This window comes from Proteiniphilum sp. (genome assembly GCF_040307845.1).
Classification (GTDB): Bacteria; Bacteroidota; Bacteroidia; order Bacteroidales; family Dysgonomonadaceae; genus Proteiniphilum.
The window spans coordinates 133,915-146,902 of record NZ_JAWRIS010000018.1 but is presented as its reverse complement, the minus strand read 5'-3'; the positions used below and the strand labels follow the sequence as shown (position 1 = coordinate 146,902).

The 12,988-nt window shown below is 43.7% G+C and carries 12 protein-coding genes; 2 read left to right on the top strand and 10 right to left on the bottom strand.

All coding sequences use genetic code 11. The features are described 5' to 3' along the window. Window positions 1–671: 671 nt before the first annotated feature. From ABV001_RS04375 to ABV001_RS04335, 9 genes are all read right to left on the bottom strand, one after another. Entirely contained in the window at window positions 672–845 is a 174-nt protein-coding gene (locus ABV001_RS04375) for a hypothetical protein (protein ID WP_323424008.1), read from the bottom strand. 12 nt (window positions 846–857) lie between these two features. Beyond that, window positions 858–1,025, bottom strand: a complete 168-nt coding sequence (locus ABV001_RS04370; RefSeq protein ID WP_323424009.1) for a class IIb bacteriocin, lactobin A/cerein 7B family — start codon at window positions 1,023–1,025, stop codon at window positions 858–860. Window positions 1,026–1,084: 59 nt separating this feature from the next. Next, complete coding sequence (locus ABV001_RS04365) at window positions 1,085–1,393, bottom strand: hypothetical protein (protein ID WP_352421697.1); 309 nt, start codon at window positions 1,391–1,393, stop codon at window positions 1,085–1,087. Window positions 1,394–1,456: 63 nt separating this feature from the next. After that, window positions 1,457–2,761: a TolC family protein gene (locus ABV001_RS04360; protein ID WP_352421696.1), complete on the bottom strand. Its 1,305-nt coding sequence runs from the start codon at window positions 2,759–2,761 to the stop codon at window positions 1,457–1,459. Continuing rightward, window positions 2,758–4,926, bottom strand: coding sequence for a peptidase domain-containing ABC transporter (locus ABV001_RS04355; RefSeq protein ID WP_323424012.1), 2,169 nt, complete (start codon window positions 4,924–4,926; stop codon window positions 2,758–2,760). Before ABV001_RS04355 ends, ABV001_RS04360 begins: the two co-directional genes overlap by 4 nt. 25 nt (window positions 4,927–4,951) lie before the next feature. Then, a complete protein-coding gene (locus tag ABV001_RS04350; protein ID WP_352421695.1) occupies window positions 4,952–6,103 on the bottom strand; it encodes an HlyD family secretion protein in 1,152 nt (383 codons plus the stop codon). Between the two features lie 481 nt (window positions 6,104–6,584). Beyond that, the gene (locus ABV001_RS04345; RefSeq protein ID WP_352421694.1) at window positions 6,585–7,274 is read right to left on the bottom strand and encodes a hypothetical protein; all 690 of its coding nucleotides are present in this window, start codon (window positions 7,272–7,274) and stop codon (window positions 6,585–6,587) included. A 66-nt stretch (window positions 7,275–7,340) separates the two neighbouring features. Beyond that, window positions 7,341–7,484 (bottom strand): hypothetical protein, encoded by a 144-nt coding sequence (locus ABV001_RS04340; RefSeq protein WP_352421693.1) that lies wholly within the window; start codon window positions 7,482–7,484, stop codon window positions 7,341–7,343. A gap of 65 nt (window positions 7,485–7,549) precedes the next feature. Then, complete coding sequence (locus ABV001_RS04335; RefSeq protein WP_352421692.1) at window positions 7,550–7,702, bottom strand: bacteriocin; 153 nt, start codon at window positions 7,700–7,702, stop codon at window positions 7,550–7,552. A 292-nt stretch (window positions 7,703–7,994) separates the two neighbouring features. Between ABV001_RS04335 and ABV001_RS04330 the strand changes: the two genes are divergently transcribed. Together ABV001_RS04330 and ABV001_RS04325 are read left to right on the top strand one after the other, a co-directional pair. After that, window positions 7,995–9,335 carry a sensor histidine kinase gene (locus tag ABV001_RS04330; protein ID WP_352421691.1) on the top strand — a complete coding sequence of 447 codons (1,341 nt, stop codon included), beginning with the start codon at window positions 7,995–7,997 and terminating at the stop codon, window positions 9,333–9,335. Continuing rightward, window positions 9,332–10,063 (top strand): response regulator transcription factor, encoded by a 732-nt coding sequence (locus tag ABV001_RS04325; protein WP_352421690.1) that lies wholly within the window; start codon window positions 9,332–9,334, stop codon window positions 10,061–10,063. The genes ABV001_RS04330 and ABV001_RS04325 overlap by 4 nt, the downstream gene beginning before the upstream one ends. A gap of 46 nt (window positions 10,064–10,109) precedes the next feature. Here ABV001_RS04325 and ABV001_RS04320 read toward each other — a convergent pair whose 3' ends face one another. Then, the gene (locus ABV001_RS04320) at window positions 10,110–12,920 is read right to left on the bottom strand and encodes a M16 family metallopeptidase (protein WP_352421689.1); all 2,811 of its coding nucleotides are present in this window, start codon (window positions 12,918–12,920) and stop codon (window positions 10,110–10,112) included. Window positions 12,921–12,988 lie beyond the last annotated feature (68 nt).

The following is a 12,988-nucleotide window of genomic DNA, read 5'->3' as shown; positions in this document are numbered from 1 at the left end:
GCGGTTGTTCAACGGCTATATCGAAAAGATAATATCCCGTTTTTCAAACCGACTTTCTATTTTTATCGACTTCTTCGGAATGAAAAAATCATCCCGAAGAGAACGAATACTAATTTTTACTACTTTTTAAAGGGGACTCATTATTGATTCTGTTACCAATGCATGTTGACAAAATCCATTTAGATTATTACCCCTCGTTATTATATGCCCTTACTAAGCGGTCTGTCTTTCTTTGCCGCCTTTCCGTTCTGCCATAAGATGGATCAAAGCTGTCTTCAGTTGGAACGACAAGCATTTTAGGTGTAACATGCATTCGTTTGATTATAAGAGTAATAGAGTGCGCCACATTTCATATTCAAATACAATTCTTGATAAGAGAAATTAGTACAACCCAAACTAATTCACCTTAACGGGACACTAGTGAACAGAATTCATTTTTTGATTTTGCGTACTAGTAAATATAATACAAACAAAAAAAATCCACCAGCTAAGGCTGATCTTGATTGTATCCAAAGTGCATCAAGTGTTATTATTCCCATTCTATTATAATATAACATACAATTTATTGAGATCCAAATTACTATTCCAAGCGTAATTCCTAGTAGTACTTTCTTCATAATTATTTATTACCAACAGTAGGTAATAAATTACCTACTGTTGAATTTTTAGTATTATATTTTATGCGTCATCTCCCAAGCTGCTTTATTATATGGATCATTGTGATATGCAAATAACCATCCCAACCATCTTAAAAAACCTCCAGTACCTTCACTCACGGAACCACCATTCGTGTTTAACATTTCCTTGATGGTTATTTCTTCGAATTCTAGAATTTCTTTTTTCATATTGTCTTCTTTTTAATAACTGTTATAACCTGCTTCTATTTCTGCCCATGCACTTTTAGGGTTCATTACTACGTCCATAACAACATATGTTACTAAAGTTGCAATCACCCAACCAATTATTCCCCCATTCACTTCTTCCAACTCCTGAGCATTCAGCTCCATAAATTCTAAATTCTTCATACAAAATTACATTTAAATTGTTAATAATAAAGTTGTTCTTGTAATTTATTTGCGCGCCTCTAAATTACGGAAGTAAAATTAGCGGGGTAGAGTGAAATAAAATTGCACTTTGGGAAAAATATCATGCCTGCATAGATATTTTCTACTTCCTCTTCTGATAATTCTTTCAAAGAATAGGAAATATCGAGGTATTTATCCCCATTATAATAATACGTTTCTCTCATTTTACTGTAACGGATATCCAACCCTAAAATGCGCATTTCTTCTAAAATATTAAAAAGTTGCCTTTTACTGAGTTGCAACTTACAAGCAAAATACTCCGGGTTTCCGGTTCGTTCCTTACTGATAAGATGATGGATATACTTCATCCGGTCAATTTGTTGGAAAAGTGTCATAATATACCTCCTGTAATAATCTAGTCTTCTATTCGATCAACGATTATAGTAATAATCATACACTGCCAGTTTATATGCCAGTTCATACTTTGCCTGAACTGCCTGTGATTGGCTATTCGCAAGCTTTTGTTTTGCCTGGAGATGTTCATAAACCGATATCTTTCCGGCACTGAACTTCTCGGTCGCAAAACGAAAAGCCTCACTATGGGCTGCAACCGACTGGTTTGCCGTAACCACTTTCTGTTGTGAATTTATCAGGTCTGCCTTTATTTTCAGTGCTTCCGAATGCAACGTGTTCTCTATTTCCTTTATCTTGAAGGATTGGTTCCCCATCTCCGCCTTCACTATGCGTAAATTGCTTCTGGTGACAAATTTGTCGAATAAAGGAACCCGCAAGGCTATATAAATGTACGACTGTCGGTTATTTTTCAACTGCCGTGAAAATGGGGAATTCTGCATATCCGATTGATTATAGTAACTGCTTCCAATACTCCCTCCCAAGGATACTATCGGGAAATACCCTGACCGGGTTTTGCGGTATGCCCATCCCATCCCTTCCAAAAGGAACTGCGCGGAACGTAATTGCGGAAAACGGTCTGTATGAATTTCATTACCGGCAGATAGTGCAATACGGTTATCCGGCACGGAAGGGATAGCCACGTCAAATGTTTCCACACTCTCCGTCATATTCATCCACTGGGCTAATTCAATCAATGCCCTGTCCAGATTTCCCTTTGCCTCCACTATGGTCAATTCATCCTCCGCATACTGGGCTTCCATATCCAGTAACAATCCCTTGGGAGCCATTCCGGCTTCAACCCTGCTCTTGCTCTGTTGAAGCTGGTCTCCAGTAAGTTTTTTCTGTTCAAGCGCGATCTTATACACCTCCTTATAGATTGCCGCCCGGTAGAACAGATTGGTGATATTAAGCGCCAATTCATCTTTTTGGGCAGCCATATCCTCTTCCGATACGCGGACCTCCATTTTATTCTCACGGATGGCATTCCGGGTCTGGAAGCCGTCGAACAGCGGTAGTTCCACATTCAGTTCCATTACCGTGGTATAGGAATTTATGTCCTCATAAACATTTTCGCGGTTTAGCGAACGCCCGAAATTAAATCGCTGGGAAGCATTCATTTCCACACCCGGCAAACGATTGTTCCTTATGGCGCCCTGTCTGACCAGCAGTTGATCTTTCTCTCCCTGCATTTGCATAAGAGTAAGATTATTCTCCAGACCATATTGCACACATTGCTCCAGTGTCCATTTCTCCTGTGCATTCAACGTCATGCACCCTGTAACAACAATGAGAAACAAAATATGTAGCCTTTCCCTGTTCATCGGATAACGTTAAATTGTTCATTCCACAATTTGGCATAGACACCTCTATTTTGTAACAGGCTATCATGAGAACCCTGTTCGGCAAGCCTGCCCTCTTCCAATACCACGATATTGTCGGCATCGCGCACCGTGCTCAACCGGTGGGCAATCACAATGATGGTTTTTCCTTTCGCGGCCAGGTCATTCAATGTCTCTTTTACATATTTCTCGGAGATGGAGTCAAGCGAGGAGGTGGCTTCGTCAAAGATCAGCACCTCCGGGTCTTTATACAGGGCACGGGCAATGGCAATGCGTTGTTTTTCGCCGCCCGAAAGGGAAGCCCCGTGCTCGCCGATATAGGTGGCAAATCCGTTCGGTAAACTTCTGATAAAATCACCCAAGCCCAGTTGCTCCGTAATTTCTGAAACCCGCTTCACGTCCGGCTGGAAATCTCCCAAAGCGATATTTTCGAGGATAGTTCCCGCGAACAGTTCAATTTGCTGCGGCACCGTACCCACAAGTTCACGCAGGCTTTCATTGGTGATTTGCTTTATGTCGTATTTCCCGATCCGGATACTTCCGCCCTGAATCGGATAGATATGCTGTAACAGCGAGATGAGCGTGGTTTTTCCCGAACCGCTTTCTCCCACAATGGCAGTTGTCTTTCCTTTCGGAATCACCAGCGACAGGTCGGTAAACACCTGCTTTCTCGATCCATACCGGAACGACACATGATCCAATGTGATATCACCGATACTGCTCCGCCAAAGATTTTGTTTGTGTTCTCCCGCTTGCTCCTCACGTTCCAGGTCCATGATCTGGAACAGGCGGTCTGCCGCAATCACGGCATCCTGCACGGTCTGGTTCGCCGTGATAAGCGATCCTACAGGGCCAATCACATAACCCACCAGCGAATAAAACAGCATCAACGTTCCCGGGGTAATCTGTTGTTTAATAACAAGCGTGCTACCCACCCAAAGTACCGCTACGGTTATACCCGAAGAGACAAACTGGATACCGCCCTGTGCAATAATAGCCCCGTAAATACTGCGGAATGTATTCCGCAACAAGCGTACGAAACGGTTTTCGGTTTTCACGTTGGCAAAATCTTCCACGCCGAACCGTTTGATGGTATTGATGGAGTTGATGGATTCTACCAGCTGGCTTTCAAGCTCGGCATTCGATTCCATTATCCGGCGCTGGTATTTTCTGTTTAAGCGGTTAAAACCAACATAGATAATAAGGAACAATGGCGCCGAAGCAAGGGTGATCAACGCCAGTTGCCATGAGTAAACGAACATCACGCAAAGAGAGAAGAAAAGGATCATCACGTTCACGACAAGGTCGATGGAGACATTGTTGATAAAATTCCTGATCTTGACGGCATCGCCCACACGCGAAATAATTTCTCCCACGCGCATCGTGTCGAAAAACTGCTGTGGAAGTGTAAGAAGATGTTTATAATACCCTAAAATCAGCACCGCGTCGATATGCTGCCCGGTACGCAGTGCCAGTATGCTTTTCATGGAGCCGATAAATGTCCGTAACAAAATGATCAAAATCATAATGATTCCCATCAGGTGCAGCAAATTGTAGTTCTTATCTATCAGCACATAGTCGGTGATCTTGCCCACATATACCGATGTGGACAAACCCAATATGCTGAATATGATGGCGCCAAACAATGCTTGGAACATCAATGCCTTATGAGGCAACAAAAGTCCCAAGAAACGGCGCATCACGCTCTGGGTCTGTTTCCCTCCCTGAAACGATTCATCCTTTTTTATAAGTAACAGGATGCCCGACCACTCCTTTTCAAACTCTTCACGGGTCAGTTTATGCATCTTGCCATCCGCCGGGTCCATCACATGGATATGCTTAGGATCCGCCTTGTAGATCACCACAAAATGGTGCAGGGCGTTTTTCACCACGATATGGGCAATGGCAGGATATACACCGTGCTGTATCAGCGTATCGTAATCACCCCTTACCCCCCGCGCTTCCAGACCGAGACGCTTGCTTACTTCAATCAGGCCGAGCAGGTTCGTACCTTTCTGATCGGTAAAGGCATACTGCCGGATTTTCGCGATGGGATACCGTAAACCATGGTAGGCACATATAGATGCCAGGCAAGCAGGGCCGCAATCGGTAATGTCGTGTTGTTTTATTTTGGTTCCTCGTTTCATTTATGGAGAGATTGAAGAAAATTGATCAGGAATTGTACTGTGTGGGATTGATCCAGTGGTCTATCTTCTGGTAGAGCAAGTCGAACAGGCTACGGCGTGTGAGTATAAAATGGGCATACACGGTCATCCCTTTTTTAAGCTGTCCTTTGCGTCCGTTTTTCAACGTAAGATAATCACGGCCCAGTTCACATTTCACTTTGTAATAACTGGTTTGTGCGTTGCTATCATAATAAAAATCGCTCGATATCTCACGTACCGTTCCACTAATTGTACCCCATTCGTTGTAGTTAAATGATTCTACCTGCACGTTCACCGGCATGCCTTCATGCAGGTACCCGATATTCCGGGGAGAGACATATACCTCGGCATAGAGGGTCGAATCGGGGCTCACCACACCCAATGTCTGGCCGGCCGAGATGCTGTTACCTTTATATATGCCGGAGAATTGTTCAAGCGTCCCGCTTACGGGACTGGTGACGTAATGCATTTCGTGCTCTTTCTGCAGTTGATCCAACGAACTCTGTAATTCCGCACGGTTCATAGTAAGGCTGTTTTTGTCGGTCTGCCACACGCTCAACTGGTTATTGACGAGGGATGAATATTCATTTTCAGCTTTTCGAAGGGCAAACATATACTGTTCGTATTCATCAGGTGAGATAACTTCTTTATCGAACAGTTGCTTGTTCCGTGCATGTTCATTCCGGGCTTTCTCCTGCAATGTTTCCAATTCATTCTTTCGTTTCATGTAATACACGTTTTCCTGCATACGCACGCCCGAAGCAAAATGTTGCGGGGCATTCCCCTGTGCCAGTTGTCCCAAATCGGCCAGTTGCCGGTTTAAATCGCCCATTTTTTGCTGAAGGAGCAATTTACGCGCCAACAGGTTATCAGCACGCAAGCGTAAAATAGTATCTCCTTGCTGTAAACGGCTGCCTTCGCGTACATACACGCTGTCCACCCATTCCGAAACGGAGGCTTTTACTTCGGTTCGTTCATTCACAGGCCGCACCATACCTGCATTTTGCACAGTCACATCCACATATATCAACGGGAGTAATACAAGACAGACAATTATTGCCAGCAATACCGTTATATATATGGTCTGCGATTTTGTGGTATGCTTGTAGATATATGACTCCAGGCAATCCTGCATCAAGTTTTGTGGTAATGTTTTCATTTGGCTAATAAAGTGGTTATTAAATCTTCTCCCAAATAGCAAATATCCCCCACTTAATAGGCCATACTTCCCCAATCTACAAAAACTATAGCGCACCAAATTCCAATCTCCTGAATGAATTTAACTCTGAGATTGCCCATTGAAAGAAGATTACTGAAAATGTATTTATATCGTGCTTATGCACTGTAACCATTTTCAGAAAGAAATTAAGTATTAAATTAATTTATCATTATCATTGGTCGTAAAGAATCTTTTTCTCCTCTCGATTCTACCTCTATTTTCCCTATATATCTTGATATTGAGTAGAATCATCCACACGACAAAAGCCGATATTAAAAATAATGCATTCTCAATTATGACATCTTTTCCCTTAAAAAAAAACATCACAGCGAATATTAGAATGATAATTGTCGCAAGATAATAAAAATAATCTATTATTTTACTCCGCATTTTATTCATAAGTCATTTATTTTTAAAATTTTCAGCAGTCATATTCAGATCCCATATTCCCCAACTCTCCTGATGCATATTCAGCTCCAGCTACCGGATCAACTGTTGATATCGCTATGGCTTTCAAAGCTATGCCTGTGAGTTTTGCATATCTTTTCACACAACTCTTAAAAGAGCGGGTCTGAGAATCAATATCCATATCCGAAGAAAGGAGCAATAATAACATTGTTTTCTCCAAATGTGTCAACTGTACTTCATCATAAATTTGACTCGAAAAAACATTTTCTTCAGTTAAAGATATGTTTTTTAATTTATTATAGAAATCACTAAATTCAGAAGAACATACAAGTTCAACAACTTTAGTCATTTCATCGGGATTCTCTTCTAAAAAATCAGACAGTTGCTCTTCTATTATTCCATTCTCTAAGAGATAATTATTAAAAACATCTATTTTATTTGCAAAACTTCTTGTTGTTAATAATTGATTATCATCTTTCTCATTTAAATAAGTGATTATCTGTTGAAGAGATCCTGCATCTCTATCAGCTATAAACTGTTTAAAATTTTTATACAATTCAATTGAATTATCAGATATCACAGGCATTTCGACCTGCTCTTCATATACGTCAGACTCAAAGGTTGAATCTAATTTTTCATTACACGCCGAAAACACTATTACAGCTATACCCACGAAGATAATTAAATAATTTATTCTTTTCATTGTTTTTTGTTTTAATAATTGTTTCTGATTCTAAATTTTTCATTTTTAAATTTCCAACAATAGAAATTACCAGTATATTAAATCCTTTGGATCTATCGGCTTTGGTTCACTCGGAGGATTCAATACATCATCCCACCATCCTTCAGGTGGTGCATAACCACCCAATGTACTCATCACTTCTTCGTTAGTTAAAGCCAACATCCTTTTCATTGTTACCTTTTTGTTCATTGTTCAAAATTTTAATTGGTTATTATCTACTCACCGTGAGTGGATTTTTAATTTACTACTGCTTTAGCCTTTATATTACCATGCTCATCAATATAATAAGTGATTGTAACTCCTCCTCCATAAATATTTTCTAATTCATTTTTCTCAAGTACATAAAAAGATGTGTTTTCTGATTGTTTCATTTCTTTCATTTCTTTCATTTTTTAAATGTTATAATAATTTGTTTCACTACTACACCTCAAAATTACAAAGCGTGATTTGCACAGCAGGTTAACAATATCTTATATAACTTAGGTTAATAACGTTAAGCATGCTATAACACTGATCTTGAAAGAAAAAACTATACCACGTTAATATTACAAACCTCTATTCTTTTTAAATAATTCATTATCACTTTAGGTTTCGAAGTGAAATGAGTATATTTTTTTAAATTTCTTGCCTAACATTAATAAAAAAATAATATCTTTGTTCGACAACAGTTTTCCGATAGCTATGAAATCTGTAAAATATATACGGGTGCTTACTTATGGTGCAATAGCTGTGGTCCTGCTATTACAAGGGTTATGGATGGCAAATGCATACCAGTTAACGCAAAAGCAATTACATGCTCAAATTAGCGATATATTCAACACTTCTGTTAATAAAGAACTAATTATCAGAGCAAATGCGAATTTTATAGCAAACGAAGAGCTTGGTACTGTAGAACAAGATTACGAAACAGGATCTTTTGGAACTCCCCAGCTTTTATTGCAGGACCTTTTTGCAAGAAAAAATCATTTTATTTCACTCCATATACTTGATACTATTTTCCATACAGAAATTGCCAAGCAAAAACTTCACGGTAAATTTATTATCAACCGCCTCAATCCTAAGACGGGAGAAGTGCTGGAAAGTACCCATCCAAAAGGAGAGGGGAAATTACAGGGAGCCATGGCTTCGGAGATCATCCCCATACGGATGGATGGAAGTGAAGGAGTGCAGGTATTGCTTGTATCTCCCTACCGCGCCATCTTCAGGCAGATGCTGTTCGCCCTCATCCTTTCATTGCTGTTGATTCTTTTCGTCGGTTATACACTTTTCTTCGTGATGCGCTCCTTTACTAACGAACGGCACCTGCGGCAAGTACAAACCGACTTTTCGAACGCCCTCATACACAATATGGCCTCGCCGTTGCAAACCATCTACCAGATGAACGCCTTGATGAAGGATGACAAAGTGGTCGCGGACACGGAAAAACGAAATAAATACATCGACCTTGCACAACTGCAGATCGTAAACCTGCAAGCCCTCACAGACCGTATCCTTGCGGTGGCACGGGCTGAACAATCGCCTCTCTCTCCGACTATTAAACCAACCGATGTGGTACAAATTATCCGGCAATTGGTGGAAAAGTTCACTATGCAGGCTAAAAAAGAGGTACGGTTCTCTACCTGTTTCCAACCTGACAATATCCTTTTCAACGCAGATGAAACAATGCTCCATAACGCGGTCAGCAATCTGATAGACAATGCCGTCAAGTATTCGGGAGAAACGGTTGAAATTGAAATTGACTGCCGGCTAAAGGAAAACGGCCTGCATATCGGGGTAAAAGACAATGGTTATGGTATCTCCTCTGCCAACCTGCAGACCATCTTCAATAAATTTGAACGTGGGGAAGCTGTGAAAAGAAAAGAAGCGACCGGCTTCGGGCTGGGACTCAGCTATGTGAAGAGTGTGGCGGAGGCGCATCACGGAACAGTGAATCTATACAGCAAAAAGGGAGAGGGCACGCTCTTCGAGTTATTTCTCCCGTTCGAGGAGATACAATTCAACAAACCCATAGATGACCAATGATGATAAAACTGCTGCTGGTAGAAGATGACGAGGCATGTGCTTATGCTGTGCAGGGAGGATTGGAACTGCTCGACCTGTACGAGGTGCGATGGGCTGCTAACGGAAAGGAGGCCCTACCCCTCTATGAGTGGTTTCGTCCTGATGTCATTGTTTCCGATGTACAGATGCCGGAGATGAATGGTTTTGCACTGGCACGTGCTGTCCGTGAAAAAGACAAAAAGGTGATTATCCTGCTCGCTACCGGCCTCACTTCGCCCAAAGACCTGCGTGAGGGCTATCATGCGGGTATCGACGAGTATGTAAAGAAACCCTATATTGCAGAAGAGCTTCACTATCGCATTCAGTCCATCATGAAACGCACACAAAAAGAGAGTGAAACAGTATTACAATCTGATGGTGAGAACAGTGGCATAACCGGGAACAACCGGCACATACACATAGGCCGATACGTTTTTGACCCGGAAAATGAAACGCTGTCGTTCAATAACAGGATAACGCAGAGACTCACATCCCGTGAAGCGCAACTGCTCCTGCTCTTTCATGAAAACCGTAACCGGCTGGTACCTCGTCCGGAAATCCTGGAACGGTTCTGGCCGGACAATGATCCGGTATTCGCCTCACGCAGCCTCGATGTGTTCATATCCAAACTGCGTAAATACCTCTCGGAAGACAAGTCCGTTAAAATCGTGAATGAACGGGCGAAAGGGCTGAAACTGGAAAAAGAGTGACAAGCACTGTATCGCCCGCCACTCTTAGCTCTTAGTTCTTAGTTCTTTACCGGGGAGTCATGGAGACCTCTATACGGTTGTCCTGTCCAAACAGTTGTTCGGCAAATTGCCGTAGTGTGTCGCTCGACAAGTCGTTCACCTGTTTCACCCAATCCGTTTCCAGATCAATTCCATGCACATAGTACTGCCATGTATTGCGCAACGCGTATTCGTTCTTTTTCAGGTCGTCGGCATGTTGTTTTAACATATACTCTTTCACTTTCTGTACCATTCCGGCATCGGGGCCTTTTTGCCGGATACCGGCCGTGATATTGTCCATCGCCTCCACCAATCCGTCGCGACGAGCGGGATCGGTATCGAACTGGAACTGCAAAGTAAATCCTTCCCTGGGCAATTTCTCGGCTTCCTGATGTACCCGTACGCCATAAGTTCCACCCTCCTCTTCACGGATCTTCTCGGTAAATTCCATCCGGAAAAGCTGTCCGAGCGCATCCAATTTGATGATATTCTCCGGGGTATACGCCATCTCCCCCGTATAGATGATAGCCGTAGACGCTTTGGGCGTCTCCATCGGCAGGGAGAAATGATTGCGGCAGGCACCTTGTCTGGTGGCTATCTCCCTGGGTGGTTGACTTCCGGAAGTGGTGCCGGGCAGGGAGGCGATATATTGCTCTACCAACGGCTTTAACTCTTCGGGAGAGATATTTCCCACAAAAGTGAAGGTAAAGTTACCCGTATTCTCGAACCGTGATCGGTACAGGTCGAGCAATGTCCCGTAATCCGCCGTTTCAATCTCCTGCAGGGTAGGCAATGAAAAGCGGGGATTGCGCATGTATATGGTATTCATCAGCGAATCGGCAAACACGAAATCGGGATTATTGAGCAACGTGGGCAATATGCCTTTTAGCCTTCCGGCGAGGGATTGCCACGCCTCATCATCATTCCTCACATCAGTGAAGTTCAGCCAAAGAAGTTGCATCATCGTCTCCAGATCTTTTACACTGCTCTTTCCGTTGACCTGTTCGTTGAACGTATCTGCCTTGAAGCTCACTTCCGCATTCTTGCCGGCAAGGTTCCGTTTCAGGGCAGTGGCGCTGAAATTGCCCAGACCTCCAACCGAAGCGGCATCGTCCATCAACTTGATCTCGGCGATATATTGGTCATCCAGCACCGACGTGCCACCCGTGGCAAACCCATGCAGCAGTATCTCGTCCTGCTTGAAACCGGTCGGCTTCACTATCACTTTTGCCCCGTTGGACAAAGTCCATACAGTCGTGCCTTTACCGGCATCCGCTTCCTCTTTTATCACGCTGCCTTTCGCGGGCAGGGTTGCCATCAACGGTTCGGCCACCGTGTCGTCCTCATAGGCGGCGAGCACTTCGTGATCGACCTGCCCGATAATGCCACGGATCGTATCCTCCGAGGGATAGGTATCTTTCTCCTTCTCACTTCCCATCAGCACTACCACCCGGTTTTTTTCGGTAAGCAGTTGTTGCATGGTTTGGTTCACCGCTTCCAATGGGATATGCGGTACCAACTGGTTCATCATGTTATAACGGTCTTCGATAGAGGGGATCGGCTCGTTTTTCAGGAAGTGTGCTACATATTGCTGCACATAGAAGTTATTCAACTGTTTGCCTCGCTCGTTATACAGTTTTTCAAGGCCGCTCAAGTAGTTGGCTTTGGCGCGCTCATATTCACCTGCGGTAAACCCGAAATCACTCGCCCTTTTTACTTCACGCATCAGGGTGGCGATGGTAGTGTCGGCCAGCCCGGGCTTGGCAACTCCGATCAGTTGCAGGGCGTCTTTGGTCCCGACACCGAAATAGGCACCGTTCCTGACGATGGCGAAGGCAAACGGCGTTTCACTCTTCTGTAGCATCTCCTGCAGGCGCTCGTTCAACATCTGTCCGATCATCTCCGTGACATAATCTGTCACCAGGTAGTCTATCCCGGTTTTGTGTTCGTTGGGTACCTGGTCTCTTTTATAGGCGACCATGATGTTATTCATCGGCAGTTCCTTATCGACAGCGAGGGCGACAATGGGTTCATCGTTATCGGGAATCTGCTCGTACACACGCTCTGCCACATTTTCGGGCAATGCAACCGGTGAAAAAATTTCGATGATCTGTTTTTCAATCTCACCGGCATCGATATCACCCACCACGATAATTCCTTGCAGATCGGGACGGTACCATTTGTGGTAATAATCCCGCAACAATTGCGGCTCAAAATTGTCCACCACGCTCATCAGTCCGATAGGCATCCGGTGGGCATACTTGCTGTCCTTGAAAATTGACGGCGCCACCGACTCGATGATACGCTGCGAAGCATCACTATGGGTACGCCACTCCTCATGGATCACCTTACGCTCCTTGTCGATGTCGTTCTCCCGGAGCAGCAGCGCATTCGACCAGTCGTGCAGGATCAGCAGGCACGACTCCACCGCGCCGGATGTGGTAACGGGCACGTCGTTGATGTTATAGATGGTTTCATCCATCCCCGTGCCGGCATTGAGGTTGGTACCGAATTTCACGCCGATGGTTTCGAGGTAGGAGATGATGCTTCTTCCCTCCTCCCCTCCCGGGAAATTTTTGGTACCGTTGAATGCCATGTGTTCCAGGAAATGCGCCAGTCCGCGCTGGTTTTCCTCCTCCAGGATAGAGCCCACCTTCTGCACAATGTAGAAGTCAGCCCTGTTTTCGGGTAGTTTGTTCTCACGGATGTAGTAAGTCAATCCGTTATCCAATTGGCCGGTCCTCACCTGGTCATCGACGGGAACAGGCGGTATCTGCTGGGCATAGCTCCCCGAAGAGAGGATCACCAGCAGAAGCGATAATAAAAATACTCTTTTCATATTTTTCCGTTTAATATAAAGTTTCACGGCAAAGTTACCTATCAAGCAGGCAAAACAACGTTAAGCGA